Annotated in this window: 14 protein-coding genes; 9 read left to right on the top strand and 5 right to left on the bottom strand. The window is 67.1% G+C overall.

Annotated elements, in window-relative coordinates:
- Nucleotides 1–337: 337 nt before the first annotated feature.
- Nucleotides 338–1,120 (bottom strand): FAD-binding oxidoreductase, encoded by a 783-nt coding sequence (locus tag ACWCPQ_RS13165; RefSeq protein ID WP_449897989.1) that lies wholly within the window; start codon nucleotides 1,118–1,120, stop codon nucleotides 338–340.
- Between the two features lie 64 nt (nucleotides 1,121–1,184).
- On the bottom strand, nucleotides 1,185–2,342 hold the full coding sequence (locus tag ACWCPQ_RS13170) for a globin domain-containing protein (RefSeq protein WP_449897991.1): 1,158 nt from the start codon (nucleotides 2,340–2,342) through the stop codon (nucleotides 1,185–1,187).
- A 332-nt stretch (nucleotides 2,343–2,674) separates the two neighbouring features.
- Here ACWCPQ_RS13170 and clpB point away from each other — a divergent pair, with 332 nt between their 5' ends.
- From clpB to ACWCPQ_RS13205, 7 genes are all read left to right on the top strand, one after another.
- Nucleotides 2,675–5,266: an ATP-dependent chaperone ClpB gene (clpB, locus tag ACWCPQ_RS13175; protein WP_449897993.1), complete on the top strand. Its 2,592-nt coding sequence runs from the start codon at nucleotides 2,675–2,677 to the stop codon at nucleotides 5,264–5,266.
- A gap of 108 nt (nucleotides 5,267–5,374) precedes the next feature.
- Nucleotides 5,375–6,151, top strand: a complete 777-nt coding sequence (locus tag ACWCPQ_RS13180; protein ID WP_449897996.1) for a DUF5666 domain-containing protein — start codon at nucleotides 5,375–5,377, stop codon at nucleotides 6,149–6,151.
- A gap of 73 nt (nucleotides 6,152–6,224) precedes the next feature.
- Nucleotides 6,225–7,244, top strand: coding sequence for a hypothetical protein (locus ACWCPQ_RS13185; protein ID WP_449898416.1), 1,020 nt, complete (start codon nucleotides 6,225–6,227; stop codon nucleotides 7,242–7,244).
- A 135-nt stretch (nucleotides 7,245–7,379) separates the two neighbouring features.
- Entirely contained in the window at nucleotides 7,380–7,928 is a 549-nt protein-coding gene (pyrE, locus tag ACWCPQ_RS13190; protein WP_449897998.1) for an orotate phosphoribosyltransferase, read from the top strand.
- Nucleotides 7,929–8,023: 95 nt separating this feature from the next.
- Complete coding sequence (locus ACWCPQ_RS13195) at nucleotides 8,024–9,082, top strand: beta-ketoacyl-ACP synthase 3 (RefSeq protein ID WP_449898001.1); 1,059 nt, start codon at nucleotides 8,024–8,026, stop codon at nucleotides 9,080–9,082.
- A 2-nt stretch (nucleotides 9,083–9,084) separates the two neighbouring features.
- Nucleotides 9,085–9,819 carry a lysoplasmalogenase gene (locus ACWCPQ_RS13200; protein WP_449898003.1) on the top strand — a complete coding sequence of 245 codons (735 nt, stop codon included), beginning with the start codon at nucleotides 9,085–9,087 and terminating at the stop codon, nucleotides 9,817–9,819.
- 22 nt (nucleotides 9,820–9,841) lie between these two features.
- Nucleotides 9,842–10,153 carry a DUF4190 domain-containing protein gene (locus ACWCPQ_RS13205; RefSeq protein ID WP_449898006.1) on the top strand — a complete coding sequence of 104 codons (312 nt, stop codon included), beginning with the start codon at nucleotides 9,842–9,844 and terminating at the stop codon, nucleotides 10,151–10,153.
- Between the two features lie 129 nt (nucleotides 10,154–10,282).
- Here the strand turns inward: ACWCPQ_RS13205 and ACWCPQ_RS13210 are convergent, their stop codons facing one another.
- On the bottom strand, nucleotides 10,283–11,062 hold the full coding sequence (locus ACWCPQ_RS13210) for a TrmH family RNA methyltransferase (RefSeq protein ID WP_449898008.1): 780 nt from the start codon (nucleotides 11,060–11,062) through the stop codon (nucleotides 10,283–10,285).
- 301 nt (nucleotides 11,063–11,363) lie between these two features.
- On the opposite strand from ACWCPQ_RS13210, the gene ACWCPQ_RS13215 reads away from it, so the two are divergent.
- On the top strand, nucleotides 11,364–12,554 hold the full coding sequence (locus ACWCPQ_RS13215) for a glycoside hydrolase family 76 protein (protein WP_449898011.1): 1,191 nt from the start codon (nucleotides 11,364–11,366) through the stop codon (nucleotides 12,552–12,554).
- Here ACWCPQ_RS13215 and ACWCPQ_RS13220 read toward each other — a convergent pair.
- Both ACWCPQ_RS13220 and ACWCPQ_RS13225 read right to left on the bottom strand, forming a co-directional pair.
- A complete protein-coding gene (locus ACWCPQ_RS13220) occupies nucleotides 12,486–13,280 on the bottom strand; it encodes a DedA family protein (protein ID WP_449898013.1) in 795 nt (264 codons plus the stop codon). The two genes, ACWCPQ_RS13215 and ACWCPQ_RS13220, sit on opposite strands and share 69 nt — an antisense overlap.
- A complete protein-coding gene (locus ACWCPQ_RS13225) occupies nucleotides 13,281–14,021 on the bottom strand; it encodes a DedA family protein (RefSeq protein WP_449898418.1) in 741 nt (246 codons plus the stop codon).
- Between the two features lie 210 nt (nucleotides 14,022–14,231).
- Between ACWCPQ_RS13225 and fbaA the strand changes: the two genes are divergently transcribed.
- Nucleotides 14,232–15,266 (top strand): class II fructose-bisphosphate aldolase, encoded by a 1,035-nt coding sequence (fbaA, locus tag ACWCPQ_RS13230; RefSeq protein ID WP_449898015.1) that lies wholly within the window; start codon nucleotides 14,232–14,234, stop codon nucleotides 15,264–15,266.

Raw genomic sequence — 15,266 nt, forward strand, 5'->3', positions numbered from 1 at the left:
TTTATTGCGCCGCCTCCGGCGTCGCAGGCGGGGCCCTCGTGACCCCGGTTCTTCACTCCGGCGCTCAGTCGCTGCGCTCCTTCGCTCTGTCGCTCCAGAACCGGGGCGGGCCCCGCCACTGAGGTGGGCTGTTCGGCGCTGCGGTCGGGATTACGGGACCCCGACGTGTCGATCGGGCCGCCTCCGGCGTGGCGGTCGGGTCATGTGAACCCGGTTGCTTCGACGGCCGCATTCGGGGTTGCGGTCACGCGTCGTTCGTCTCCGGCCATGCTGATGGTGCCGCTCCGGGGTCGCGACCGCGGGTCGCTCGGCTCCGGGTCTGTCGATCGGCGCGGGTTCAGGCTCCTTCGAACTGGATCCGCTCGGCCGGGGTGCCGGCGTCGAGTAGACGTTCCACCGTGGACCTGGTCATCGCGGGTGATCCGCAGACCAGGACCTGGTGCCGGTTGAACGAACCGTAGGAGCCGACCACTTCGGCGAGGGTGCCCTGTAACAGGTCGTCGTCGTCGAAACCTATATCCACCCGGTGGCTTTCGTACCATTTATCGGGCCAGGACGGGTCGTCGAGCCGCTCCACCACCGGTACCACGGTGAGCCAGGGCAGGTCGGCGGCCAGCAGCACGAGCATATCGGCGGCGTACAGGTCGCGCGGCGCGGAACCGCCGAAGAACAGATAGGTGGTGGGTGGGTCCGGATGCCGGGCCAGTTCCAGGATCTGGGCGCGCAGCGGGGCCAGACCGGTACCGCCGGCGATCATCACCACCTCGTCGCCGTCGGGGTCCACGGTGAACATGCCTTCGGGTGCCGAGAGCTTCCAGCGATCTCCGGCCGCGGTATCGGCGACGATCCCGGCGCTGCACCAGCCACCCGCGACCGTGCGGACATGGAATTCGAGTTTGCCGTCCAGCGAGGGCGGTAACGCGGGGGAGAACCGGCGCCGCATCCCCGGGAACTGCGGGACCTCGACCTGCACGGACTGTCCGGCGAGGAACGGCACGTATTCGCCGATCAACCGGACCACGGCCATATCGTGGCGCAGCCGGTGGTGTTCGACGACATCGGCCAGCCAGTAGTCCCGCTGGGACGGATGGCCGGGGGACGCGCTCGGGTCGTTGGTCATACCTCACTCACCTGACGGGCCGGGCCGGACGGCGACCCGTCCGGTGCTCGATATGCGATACCGATCAGACCGGATCGGTGCTGATGATCTCCTCCGGGGTGCCGACCGCGAGCAGTGCACGCCGGGTATCGGCGATCATCTTCGCCGAACCGGCGATCTGGATCTGCCGATCCTCCCATGCCCCGAAACTGGCCACCACGGCGCCGAGGTTGCCGACCAGGCGCCGGTGCATCCCGTAGGGCGCGTCCTCGGTGGGATGCGGATACCACCACGGGTTCGTCTTGTGCTCGCACACCGGGACGATGGTGAGCCACGGGTTGCTCTGCGAGAGCTGCCACATGTTCTCCACGTCGTACAGATCGCACGGGTACACCCCGCCGATGAAGAAGTGCACCCGGGGGTTGATACCGCGGCGGCCCATCTCGATCAGCTGGGCGCGCAACGGCGCGACACCGGTGCCCGACCCGATCATCAGCACATCCCGGCCGCTGTCCTGGTCCACCTGCAGGCCGCCGAGCGGTCCGCCGATGAGCCAGCGGTCGCCGACCTTGGTCTCGTTCACGATCGACGGGCTCACCCAGCCGCCGCGCACCTTGCGGACGTGGAATTCGATCTCGCCGTAGGGGTTCGACGGGATGGCGGGCGAGAGGTAGCGCCACATCCGGGGCCGCTGCGGCACGGAGATGGGGACGTACTGGCCGGCCAGGTAGGGAATCGGGTCGTCGGACTGGAGCCGGACGATGGCCAGGTCTTCGAGGACGTGCCGGTGGCCGACGACGGTGGCCTCCCAATAGGGCGGCGAATCATCGGAATTGGCGCCGATGGCCATGGCGGCGGCGATGAGCAGGCATACATCGCGCCACCCTTCGGCGAGTTCTCTGGTCCAGTAGGGGCCGTTGTAGGTCTGGAAGGCGGCGTAGAGCGCGGGCCCGGCCTGGTCGTAATGCGAAGCATCGACACCGTATTTGCGATGGTCGCGGGCCAGTTGCTCGAGGAATTTCTGGGCCCGATCCCAGTCTTCGAGGTGGTCGAGCATGTACTGGACAGCGGTGACCACCCGCTTCGCCTGCATATCCATGGCGGGCGGGAACAGCTCCCGCAGCCGCGGGTTCTCCGCGAACAGGTGACCGTAAAAAGCGCTGACCAACCGCTCGGGTCCACTCGGCGCATCGACCACCGACTGGAAATTGGCGCGGACCAGCGCTGCCGAACGCGCATCCACGGCGTGGAGCTTCCTTTCCCTGAATTCCGACCCGGAGGGACCGACCGTTACGGCGGCCCTTCACCCGACCAGTATCCCCGAAAAAAGAGATGATGGTGGGTGTGAAATACGGTTACCGGGTTTGGCTGATCTTGTTCGCGGGTACCGACGCGTCGTTGTGAGCCGTGATCCAGCACTTTTCTGGCAACCCGGTGCGGGTGAGTCGTCACCGAAAATTTCAAAGTTGAGCGGAACAGACTCAACCTTTCGAACGTTGAATCGGGCAGAACGGCACGAGACACCGGGATCGGTGCGGATGCCGGATGAGATATCGACTAGCAGGAAGGTGCTTCGTGGACTCGTTCAATCCCACCACCAAGACCCAGGCCGCGCTGACTGCCGCATTGCAGGCAGCCTCGGCCGCCGGCAATCCGGAGATCCGCCCGGCCCATCTGCTGGTGGCACTGCTGGACCAGACCGACGGCATCGCCGCGCCCCTGCTCAAGGCCGTGGGCACCGATCCCGCGACGGTGCGCCGCGAAGCGCAGGACATCGTCGACCGGTTGCCACGCGCCACCGGCGCCACCACCACCCCGCAACTGGGCCGCGAGGCGCTGGCCGCGATCACCGCGGCCCAGCACCTGGCCACCGAACTCGGTGACGAGTACGTCTCCACCGAGCATGTGATGGTCGGGTTGGCCGCCGGTGACACCGACGTGACCATGTTGCTCGAGAAATACGGTGCGACCGAGTCGGGGCTGCGTGAGGCATTCACCGCTGTGCGCGGCAGCGCCCGGGTCAGCAGCCCGGACCCGGAAGGCAGCTATCAGGCGCTGGAGAAGTACTCCACCGATCTCACCGATGCCGCGCGCGCCGGAAAACTGGACCCGGTGATCGGGCGCGATACCGAGATCCGCCGGGTCGTCCAGGTGCTGTCCCGGCGTACCAAGAACAACCCGGTGCTCATCGGTGAACCGGGTGTCGGCAAGACCGCGATCGTGGAGGGCCTGGCCCAGCGCATCGTCGCGGGCGACGTACCGGAATCGCTGCGCGGTAAAACCGTCATCTCGCTCGATCTGGGCGCGATGGTCGCGGGCGCGAAGTACCGCGGCGAGTTCGAGGAGCGGCTCAAGGCCGTCCTCGAGGAGATCAAGTCCAGTGCCGGGCAGATCATCACCTTCATCGACGAACTGCACACCATCGTCGGCGCGGGCGCGACCGGCGAATCGGCGATGGACGCGGGGAACATGATCAAGCCGATGCTGGCCCGCGGCGAGCTGCGGCTCGTCGGCGCGACCACGCTCGACGAATACCGGCAGCACATCGAGAAGGACGCCGCGCTGGAGCGCCGCTTCCAGCAGGTGATGGTCGGCGAACCCTCGGTAGAGGACACAGTGGGCATCCTGCGCGGTATCAAGGAACGCTACGAGGTCCACCACGGTGTGCGGATCACCGACTCCGCCCTGGTTTCGGCGGCCACACTGTCGGATCGCTACATCACGTCCCGGTTCCTGCCCGACAAGGCGATCGACCTGGTCGACGAGGCGGCGTCCCGGCTACGGATGGAGATCGACTCCCGGCCGGTGGAGATCGACGAGGTGGAACGCGCGGTGCGGCGACTCGAGATCGAAGAGGTCGCGCTCACCAAGGAGACCGACGAGGCATCCAAACAACGGCTCGAGCGGCTGCGCGGCGAACTCGCCGACGACCGCGAGAAGCTCAACCAGCTCACCACCCGCTGGCAGAACGAGAAAACGGCGATCGATCAGGTGCGCGTGCTCAAAGAGCAGCTCGAGACATTGCGTGGTGAATCCGACCGCGCCGAACGCGACGGTGACCTGGGCAAGGCCGCCGAGCTGCGGTACGGGCGCATTCCGACGCTGGAAAAGGAGCTCGCCGAGGCCGAGAAGACCTCCGGCGCGGCCGCCGACGGTGAGGTCATGCTCAAGGAGGAAGTCGGCCCGGACGATATCGCCGAGGTGATCTCGGCGTGGACCGGAATCCAGGTGGGCCGGCTGCTCGAGGGCGAGACCGAGAAATTGCTGCGGATGGAATCCGAACTCGCCCGCCGGGTGGTCGGGCAGAACGACGCGGTGCGGGCGGTCTCCGACGCGGTACGCCGGGCCCGCGCCGGTGTCGCGGATCCGAATCGGCCGACCGGTTCGTTCCTGTTCGTCGGTCCCACCGGCGTGGGTAAGACGGAACTGGCCAAAGCGCTGGCGGATTTCCTGTTCGACGACGAACGCGCGATGGTCCGCATCGATATGAGCGAGTACAGCGAGAAGCACGCTGTCGCCCGCCTGGTCGGTGCTCCGCCCGGATATGTCGGCTACGACCAGGGCGGTCAGCTGACCGAAGCGGTGCGGCGGCGGCCCTACACCGTGGTGCTGTTCGACGAGATCGAGAAGGCGCATCCCGATGTCTTCGACATCCTGCTCGCCGTGCTCGACGAGGGTCGGCTCACCGACGGCCAGGGCCGGACGGTGGACTTCCGCAACACCATCCTGATCCTGACCTCGAACCTGGGTGCGGGCGCCGACGCGGAATTCGTGATGAACGCGGTACGCGCGGCGTTCAAACCGGAATTCCTGAACCGGCTCGACGACGTGGTGATGTTCCAGGCCCTCGACGAGGACCAGCTGGCGCATGTCGTGGATATCCAGCTCGACCAGTTGCAGCGGCGCCTCGCGCAGCGGCGGCTGACCCTCGATGTGAGTGATTCGGCCCGGTTCTGGCTGGCGGTCCGCGGATACGATCCCGTATACGGCGCGCGTCCGTTGCGGCGTCTGATCCAGCAGTCGATCGGTGACACGCTCGCCAAGGAACTGCTGTCCGGGAAGGTCACCGACGGCGATACGGTCGAGGTGAACGTCATGCCCGACGGCGACGGGTTGATCGTCGGTCCTCGTGACCGCGACCCGGCCGCTGTCATCGCGAATCCGTGAGTCGCGTCCTTCCCCGGATGCGGCGCTGACCGCGTCGTCACCGTCGCCACGCCCCCCGTCCCGGGTGAGTGCGCTCACCCGGGACGGGTTCGGCCTAGGCTGGATGACATGACCAACCCGAACGATCCCTGGGCGAGGCGGCCGGACGACGATCCGACGCAGCACCTGGGTCAGCCGGGGGAATCGGCCACCGAGAAGCTGTCCACCGGCTACGGCCCGGCGGGTTACGGGGAGTCGACGACGGCCTATCCGGGTAACGATCCCTACGGCGGCTGGGGGCCACCGGGCCCGCACCCGACCCGGGAGATGCCCACTTATCCGAGCGGCGCCTACGACAACCAGTTGAGCGGCTACGGGCAGTACGGCCCGCCGGGCCAGGTACCGCCGGAGCCGCCGCGCCCGCCGAAGAAGAACGGGATGTGGGTCGGTATCGCGGTCGCGGTGATCGTGTTGATCGGGCTGGCCGGTATCGCCGCCGGGATGCTCCTCGGCGGGGACGACTCCGACACCACCGCCGGCGGCACCACGACCACCAGCAGGCCGACGGGTCGTGGACTACCCGCCGATCCGGGTGATTCGGGCCCCGGCCTCCCGAGCCTGCCGAGTATGCCGGAGTTGCCCGATACCGGCGACGCGGAATCCGGTGGCACCACCATGGGCACCATCAGCGCCAACTCCGGCGGTACCCTGACCATCAGCACGCTCACCGGTAACGAGATCACGGTGCACACCACCGCGTCCACCCAGGTGATCTCGCTGGCCGGGACCACCGTCGACGCTCTGCCGACCGGGGACCTGGTGATCGTGCAGGGCCAGAAGAGCCCGGACGGATCAATCCAGGCCGATGTCATCATCAGCACGTCCCTCGAAGGGGGCGGGCGATGAAAAACCGCGGCGCGCAGTGTGGGTGCCCGGCAATACGCCGGGCGGGTCGATAGGCTAGGCGACGATGACGGCAATGTGGTTCGGGCTGGCGGCAATCACCCTCGCGGGTGCGATAGTGCTGCTCTACTTCGACCGGCGACAGCGGCAGCGGACCGGTCACGCGCGCCAGGTGTGGGCGAAAGCCCAGGGATACACCTATGTGTCGGTGGAACCGGCGCTCGCTTCGACGTGGCGGCGCGGTGCGCTGGCCAAACTGGGATACCTCACTGCGGTCGACGTGGTGACCGGTATCCGTAAGGGCGAGAAATTCGTACTGCTGGATCTCGAGGATTCGGCGACCCTGGTCGCCGTCCGCCGGCAGATCGGTTCGGATATCGATGTCGATATGCGGCTCAAAACGATGAATCCGCCCAAGGACGCCGATCTGGAACTGCTCGGCGCCATCGGCGATCGCGTCGTATTCGCGACCAATCCCGAAATCGCTCGGCACGCCGTCGATCAGCGGATGGTCGCGTTCATCGAATCGCTGGCCGATACCGTGCAGATGCTGTGGAGCGAGGGCAACTGGACCCTCGGCATGCTTCCCGTCGGGACCGCGGCCAAGGACTGGGAGACCGGCATCGACGCCGTCCTGCGGTTGTCGGGTCTGCTGCACGTGCTGCCGCCGGTCACCGAACCGCGCTCCGACGACAACGAGCCCGGCGACGCGCGTCCGCGCGCGCGCATCCGTTCGGCCGACGACCGCGACGCCGCGCGGGACGAGGGCTACCTCGATTACGAAGACGACGACCGGGACGACGGCCGCTACGGGCGCCAGGTACCCAATGTCCGTTACCGGCAGGGCGATCCGGAGGATCTCGACGAGCCCGGCCGCCGCGAACCCGACGGTGGCGACGCCGCGCCCCGGCGGCCCAGTCTGGCCGTGGTGCCCGACGCCCGGGCGGTGAACCGGTCCGCACGCTCGGAACCCGACCGTGACTCCGGTCCGCGCGAGTCGCGCGAATCCGGGCCCGGCGACGACCAGGAGCCACGTCAGCCGGGTGGTCCGTTCCATCCCGGGTTCCGCCCCTACCAGGGTCCGGTACCGCAGTAGGTTTCCCCGATACGTACTCCGCGCGACCTGCGACAACTCCGCGCGGAGCGTCCCCGTATCCTGCTTCGCAGGGCGCCGCAGTACGCGCCGGGACCTCTACTGCCGTGACTCGCCTACGTGGGCGGAAGGACACCGATGATCGACCAGGCAACAACCGACCGGAACGCTTTGGCCGGGCTGGTGCGCGATTTAGCTGTCGTGCACGGCAAGGTGACGCTGTCCTCGGGTAACGAGGCCGACTACTACGTCGACCTGCGCCGGGCGACCTTGCATCACCGGGCCGGTCCGCTGATCGGCAAACTGCTGCGCGAACTCGTCGCCGACTGGGAATTCGACGCCGTGGGCGGACTGACCATGGGTGCCGACCCGGTCGCGCTGGCCGTGATGCACGCTCCGGGCCGGCCGATCGACGCGTTCGTGGTGCGCAAGGCCGCGAAAACCCACGGGATGCAGCGGCAGATCGAGGGACCCGATGTGGTCGGCAAACGCGTCTTGGTGGTGGAGGACACCACGACCACCGGCAACTCCCCGCTGACCGCGGTGCGCGCGCTGCGCGACGCCGGCGCGACAGTGGTCGGGGTAGCCACGGTGGTGGACCGGGAAACCGGCGCCGACCGGGTGATCGCCGACGAAGGTCTCGAGTACCGCTCCATCCTCAGCCTCGGAGACCTCGAACTGAACTGAATACCGCTGCGTAAACGCGGTGGGCTGTTCACCGGTTCTTCCCGCTCGGCTAGCCTGAGAATCCGTCAGTACTGCAAGTGAAGGGTCGTGGAGTCGTGGTGAGCATTGCCGGCAAGAAGGGGCACGACAACGTAGCAATGCTCGGAATCGGTGCCTACCGGCCGACACGCGTGGTCAGCAATGCCGAGGTATGCGAGGTACTGGACTCCACCGACGAATGGATCTTCGAACGCAGCGGTATCCGTAACCGGCGCTGGATCAGTGGCGAGGAATCGCTGCGGTCCATCTCGGTGGCCGCCGGCCGCCGCGCACTGCGCAACAGCGGTGTGGACCCGTCGCAGATCGGTGCCCTCATCCTGGCGACCTCCAGCTGGCCGATGCTGACGCCCCACGGTGCGCCGATCGTCGCCAGCGATCTGGGCATGAACGGTATCCCCGCCTTCGACCTCACTTCCGGCTGTGGCGGCTTCGGCTACGGCCTCGGCGTCGCGACCGATATGATCCGCGCCGGTTCTGCCGAATACGTACTGCTCATCGGTGCCGAAACCATGACCATCGGTATCGATCCGACCGATCGCGGGACGGCGTTCATCTTCGGTGACGGCGCCGGCGCCGTGGTCATCGGGCCCAGTGAGGACAACGGGATCTCACCCACCGTCTGGGGCAGCGACGGCGAGAACGCCGAGGCCATCAAACAGGACATCAACTTCATCGACTACATGCAGCGGGCCCAGGACCTGCAGGGCACCGATCCGAAGGTGGAACCGGTGGGCCGGATGGCGCTGCGTATGGAGGGCCCCCGGGTCTTCCGCTGGGCCGCGGTCACCCTGCCGCGCGCGCTGTCCACCGCCCTCGACGTGGCCGGGGTGTCCAAGGACGATATCGAGGTTTTCATCCCGCACCAGGCCAATGCCCGGATCAACGAGCTGATGAAGAAGAACTTGGGTCTGGCCGACGAAATCCCGATGGCGGGCGATATCGAGAACACCGGCAACACCTCCGCCGCCTCGATCCCGTTGGCCATGGAGGAAATGCTGGCCACGGGCAAGGCCAAGGGCGGCCAGCTGGCGCTGCTGCTCGGCTTCGGTGCCGGACTCAGCTACGCGGGCCAGGTGGTCATCCTGCCGCCGGCACCGGCCGAATCGAGTCTGTAGCAATGCGACCGCTGCGTGCCGGGTACCTCGCCGCCACCGCGGTGACCGTGGCGGGTGCGCTCACCGGACGTGAACGCTGGCAGTGGGTGGCCAAACCGCTGATGATGCCGTTGCTCGCCGCCGATATCGCGACCAGCCGCGCCGGTATCGCCCCCGCCGACCGGACTCTGCTGCTGAGCTCGCTCGGTGCGGCCACGGTAGGGGACGTACTGCTCATCGATCCCGACGACGATCGTCGGCTCATCGCCGGGGCCTCTTCGTTCGCCGTGATGCAGACCGGGTATTCGGTGCTGTGGTGGCGTTACGGTGCCCGCCCGGCACCAGCCGTGGCCGTGCCACGGGTACTGGCCTGGATGGGGGCCGCCGCACTGCTACGCGCCAAGGCACCGGTGCTGGCGGCACCGCTGAGCGCCTACGGTGCGACGCTGGGTAGCGCGGCCGTACTGGCATCCGACCCGGCGCTGGCTCCGGACGCGAACGATATTGCGGGGCTCAACATCCCGGACGCCGATCCGCGCAGTCGCCTGGGCGTGGGCGCACTGTTGTTCACGGTCTCCGACGGCCTGATCGTCCTGCGGCGGCTCTTCGCACGCGGCGAACGGTCGCGGCGCGTGATCGAGGCAGTGATTCTGGCGACCTACGGCGCCGCACAGTTCCTGCTGGCCGATCCGGGCGCGCACGTCCGGGATCGAGCCGGTACCGCTGGGACCGAACAGATTTCCGCTGGTCGCTCCTAGCGGCAGCCGATACGATCCAGGCATGAGCTACCCGCCGCCCGTGTACGGATACCCGGGGTACGGGCCGCCGCCGCCCGAACATCCACAGGCGACCACGGTGCTGATCCTCGGCATCATCGGGATGATGTTCTGCCAGATCTGTGCCCCGTTCGCATGGATCATGGGCCGCCGGGCGCTCGACGAGATCGACGCTTCCGGCGGTACCATCGGCGGCCGCAGCAACGTGATGGTGGGCTATGTGCTGGGCATCATCGGCTCGGTGATGCTGATTTTGATGGCACTGGTGATCATCGCCTACATCGTGATCATCGTCGTAGTGCTCGGTTCTGCGTAATGGCCCCGCCTCCGGTGGGGCTGTCGGGGCCCTCGTGACCCCGGCTGTGTTGTCGGCGCCGCCTTCGGTGTGGGCGAAGGTTGTGCGAGAGGCACGGTGACCGTCGGTGGCCGAATCGCGTCGGCCCGGTCACCAGGCGGTGGTGAGATCGGCGTGCTGACGGACCCAGGTGTGCATGGCGATACCGGCCGCCACTCCCGCGTTGATACTGCGGGTGGAACCGAACTGCGCGATGGACACCGTGAGTACCGCGGCGTCGCGGGCACTTTCGGTGACGCCCGGCCCCTCCTGGCCGAACAGCAGCAGGCAGCGTCGGGGCAGCCGGACGGTTTCCAATGGCACCGAACCCGGGACGTTGTCCACCGCGACCACGCTCAGGTCCTCGGACCGGGCGAATTCGAGCAGTGCCTCGATATCCGGGTGATGGGTGATGTGCTGGTAGCGGTCGGTGACCATGGCGCCGCGCCGGTTCCAGCGGCGGCGGCCGACGATATGTACCGCGCCCGCCGCGAACGCGTTCGCGGTGCGTACCACGGTGCCGATGTTCGCATCGTGCCCGAAGTTCTCGATGGCGACGTGGAACGGGTGGCGCCGGCGGTCGATATCGGCCACGATCGCTTCCCGCGTCCAGTAGCGGTAGGCATCGACGACATTGCGGCGGTCGCCTTCGGCCAGTAGTACCGGATCGAACCGGTCGTCCTCCGGCGGTGGTCCGTCGTGTTCGGCGGTCCAGGGACCGACTCCGTTCGGGTTGTCGCCCCATTCGGTGGGGCCGGGCCCGTGTTCGAGGTGATCGCCCGATTCCTGCCCTGCCGGCTGTGTGTCCCGGACTCCGGCCGCGGCGACCCCGGAGGTCTGATTCGGGTGCCGGGTGGGGTTCGTATCGGCCGGTAGCGCTGGGTTGGTCACGGCATGATCGTAGTGTGGGCGGACCGGGGGCATCCGGTTCGGTCCAGTCCACTCGAAACCCGTTGCGCGGCTGTGTGTTCACCGTGAGGTGCGGTCGCGGGCCCGGCGCCGACGGCCGGACCGCCGGGCGACACGCCCGGGCGTTTACCCCGCTTTACGGTTCGCGGGCGGGCCTTCTCCGCCCGGTCCGGGCGCAATTACGCGAGGTCCGGACCGAATCCGGGCGAAGTCGAACGGTTCCGCGTCGAGTCGGTAACAATTGAGCGGCGGAAAAGCCGATTCGCCTGGCAATATGGGTTTCATGACCCCGCCCAGCGACGATCTCGACGTTCCCCGGCGCTCCGCCGGGCAACAGCGCAGGCCGCTGGGCGACCCCGCGACGCGCTGGTCCGAGCGGGCCGACCGGGCCGAGGCCGCGATCGTATCCCGTCATCTGCGGCCGGTCTGGTTACTGCCGGGCACCGCGCTGGGTGTCGTGGGCTGGCCGTCGATCCGGCGTGAGCGGTTCTTCGCCACCTGGCACTACTGGTGGCAGGCCCATCTCATCGACTGTGCCGTCGACGCCGCCAACCGGGCGCCGACCATCGAACGCCGCAAGCGGGTGGCCACCCTGGTCCGTTCCCACCGGCTCCGCAATATCTCCGGATGGACCAACCGCTACTACGACGATATGGCCTGGCTGGCCATCGCCTTGGAACGGGCGGCCCGCATCCACGACAACAAGGAGGCCGTGGGAGCCCTCGGCCCGCTGGAGCAGAAGCTCTACACGGCGTGGAACCCGGCCGTCGGCGGTGGGATCCCGTGGCGGGTCGGGGCGGATTTCTACAATGCGCCGGCCAACGGGCCGGCGGGTATCGCGCTGGCTCGGCTCGGACGCTTCGATCGGGCGGTCGAGACGGCGGCCTGGATCGACGCGACGCTGCGCGATCCGGAGACCGGACTGATCTTCGACGGGATCCATCTGCCCGCCGGTGATCTGGAACGACCGATCTACAGCTACTGCCAGGGCGTGGTGCTCGGCCTGGAGACCGAGCTCGCGGTGCACACCGGTGATTTCGAGCATCTCGACCGCGTGCACCGGCTGTTGGACGCGGTGGAGGATCATCTGACCGTCCAAGGCGTGGTGCGCGGTGGTACCGGTGGCGACGGCGGGCTGTTCAACGGGATCCTCATTCGGTACCTCGCGCTGGTCGCGCTCATGCTGCCCGGGAACGAACACGAACAACTCGCCGATCGGCGTACGGCGGCGCGGATCGTGAAGGAGTCGGCGGCTGCGGCGTGGGAGAACCGGCTCGACGTCGAGGGCGAACCGCTGTTCGGCCACGACTGGACCGTATCCGCGCAGCTGCCCAGCGGCAGCGGCGGCGCCGGTGGGCTCACCGCCGGTGGCGCGGTCAGTTCCTCACGGATACCCGAACGCGATCTATCGGTACAGCTCTCGGGCTGGATGCTCATGGAAGCCGCCCATATGGTCACGGCGGCCGGGCTGTAGTTCGCGGCGGCCGAGCCCGGGCAGCGGCATGGTGTCGGCATCGGCTTCGGCGGCATCGAGATCGAGGTCGAAGTCCTCGACCGGCTGCGACATCTCCTGCCGGTACTGGCGGATACCGATGATCGTGCCCACGATGAGACACACCACCAACGACCCGATCACGATCGGCATGAGCCAGGAGATCTGCTGGATGAAGCCGCCCGCGTAGTAACCCATCAACAGCAGCACCGGCGCCCAGATGATCGCGCCGACGGTGCTGGCGACGGTGTAGCGGCGATGATCCATCCCGGCGGCTCCGGCCACCATCGGGCAGAGCGTGCGCACCCAGGGGATCCACCGCGCGATCAGCACGGCCACGAACCCGTGCCGCTCGAGCAACTCGGCGACGCGGGTCAGATTATGGGTGTTGATATAGCGCCCGTTCTTCCGGGCGACGAGTCGGTGGCCCGTCCGCCGCCCGACCGTATAACCCACCTGGTTACCGGCGATGGCGGCGACCATGGCACCGACCGCCAGCAGCCACACCTGTGTTTCCCCGGTGGCATGCGAGGCCATCACGATTCCCGCTGTGAGCAGCATCGAATCGCCGGGCAGGAAGAGTCCGAGAATGAACGCGCATTCCAGGAAGACGAAGGTGAGGACGACCGTCCAGACCAGCGCCGGCCCGGCGGAGATCAGGGGTTCGAAGCTGCCCATCGCATGGGGCATGGCCTGGGCGCTCACCACTTACCGAACGGGGGAATCGTTTGCGCCGACCGGTCCGGTGTTCGACACCACCGGCAGGGGCATGGTGCTGTCGACCTGGCCGGGCAGATCCATGGCCGGGAGTTCCGCGGTCGAGGTGAGCCGGCCGCCGGTCGCGGGGGCCGCGGCCTTGCGCCCGAGCAGCTTCTTGGCGATGGCGCTGATGCCCGGCAGGATCGAGATGAACACGATGAGCAGGAAGATGGCCTCGACGTGGTCGCGGATGAAGGCCACATTGCCGAGGAAGTAACCGAGAACGGTCACACCGCCGCCCCAGGCGATCGCGCCGACGATATCGAACGCGACATAACGCCGATAACTCATTTTGGAGACCCCGGCCAGTACCGGCATGAAAGTCCGGACGATCGGGACGAAACGGGCCAAGATGATCGTTTTGGGGCCGTGCTTCTCGAAGAATTCGTGTGTTTCGGTGACGTAGCTCTTCTTGAAGAAGCGCGTGTCCTCTTTGTTGAACAATGCGGGACCGATGGCCCGGCCGATCCAGTATCCGCACTGGTCACCGGCGAATGCGATGAAGACGACCGCCGGAACCAGTACCCAGATCGATACCGGGGGATTGGGTTGCGCGGCCAGCAGTCCACCGGTGAACAGCAGCGAATCGCCGGGAAGCAGCGGGAACAGCAGGCCGGTCTCGATGAAGACGATGACCATGATGGCCGGTAGTACCGCGTTCTTCAGCCAGGTCTCGGTCAACAGGTGCATCGGGTCGAGCAGTTCGGTCAGAGCCAGATTGCTCGTCACCGCGTCGGTAGCTGCCAGCGCAATCACCCGGCCCACAGTACCGGTTACATCGACCGCTGTAGGGTGCGGCGGCGCAAACAATCCCCTTATACCGGATGAAACCTGCCTGCCTTAGGGTATGTGCAGAAACAGACAATCCCACGTCTGCCGCACAACACGGAGGTCTTCACAGTGCCGATCGCGACTCCGGAGGTCTACGCCGAGATGCTCGGTCAGGCCAAGGCGAACTCTTTCGCCTTCCCGGCCATCAACTGCACATCATCGGAGACGATCAACGCGGCGATCAAGGGTTTCGCCGAGGCGGGCAGTGACGGGATCATCCAGTTCTCCACCGGTGGCGCGGAATTCGGTTCCGGCCTGGGGGTGAAGGATATGGTCACCGGCGCGGTCGCGCTGGCCGAGTTCGCCCATGTGGTGGCCGCGAAATATGGCGTCACCATCGCGCTGCACACCGACCACTGCCCCAAGGACAAGCTCGACGGGTTCGTCCGCCCGCTGCTCGCCGTCTCGCAGGAACGCGTGGACGCGGGACAGAACCCGCTGTTCCAGTCGCATATGTGGGACGGTTCGGCCGTTCCGATCGACGAGAATCTCTCGATCGCGCAGGAACTGCTCTCCGCCGCTGCCGCCGCCAAGATCATCCTCGAGGTCGAGATCGGCGTCGTCGGTGGTGAAGAGGACGGTGTCGAGGCCGAGATCAACGAGAAGCTCTACACCTCGCCCGCCGATTTCGAGAAGACCATCGACGCGCTCGGCGCCGGCGAGAAGGGCAAGTACCTGCTCGCCGCCACCTTCGGCAATGTGCACGGTGTGTACAAGCCGGGCAACGTGGTCCTCAAGCCCGAGGTACTGGCCGAGGGGCAGCGTGTCGCCGCCGCCAAGCTCGGCCTCGCCAATGACGCGCAGCCGTTCGATTTCGTATTCCACGGCGGTTCCGGCTCGCTGAAATCGGAGATCGACGATTCGCTGCGGTACGGCGTGGTGAAGATGAACGTCGACACCGACACCCAGTACGCCTTCACCAGGCCCGTCGCCGGTCATATGTTCAGCAACTACGACGGTGTGCTGAAGATCGACGGCGAGGTCGGCAACAAGAAGACCTACGATCCGCGCAGCTACCTGAAGAAGGCCGAGCAGTCGATGGCCGATCGCGTGGTGCAGGCGTGCAACGACCTGCGGTCCGCGGGGCGTTCCATCAGTGCCTGA

Source organism: Nocardia sp. NPDC001965 (genome assembly GCF_053594175.1).

Bases quoted from the DNA above. Each gene is read 5' to 3' on its own strand.
- ACWCPQ_RS13165 (WP_449897989.1), bottom strand. From the start codon at position 1,120: ATGACCAACGACCCGAGCGCGTCCCCCGGCCATCCGTCCCAGCGGGAC.
- ACWCPQ_RS13180 (WP_449897996.1), top strand. From the start codon at position 5,375: ATGACCAACCCGAACGATCCCTGGGCGAGGCGGCCGGACGACGATCCG.
- ACWCPQ_RS13185 (WP_449898416.1), top strand. From the start codon at position 6,225: ATGTGGTTCGGGCTGGCGGCAATCACCCTCGCGGGTGCGATAGTGCTG.
- pyrE (WP_449897998.1), top strand. From the start codon at position 7,380: ATGATCGACCAGGCAACAACCGACCGGAACGCTTTGGCCGGGCTGGTG.
- ACWCPQ_RS13200 (WP_449898003.1), top strand. From the start codon at position 9,085: ATGCGACCGCTGCGTGCCGGGTACCTCGCCGCCACCGCGGTGACCGTG.
- ACWCPQ_RS13205 (WP_449898006.1), top strand. From the start codon at position 9,842: ATGAGCTACCCGCCGCCCGTGTACGGATACCCGGGGTACGGGCCGCCG.
- ACWCPQ_RS13215 (WP_449898011.1), top strand. From the start codon at position 11,364: ATGACCCCGCCCAGCGACGATCTCGACGTTCCCCGGCGCTCCGCCGGG.
- ACWCPQ_RS13225 (WP_449898418.1), bottom strand. From the start codon at position 14,021: ATGCACCTGTTGACCGAGACCTGGCTGAAGAACGCGGTACTACCGGCC.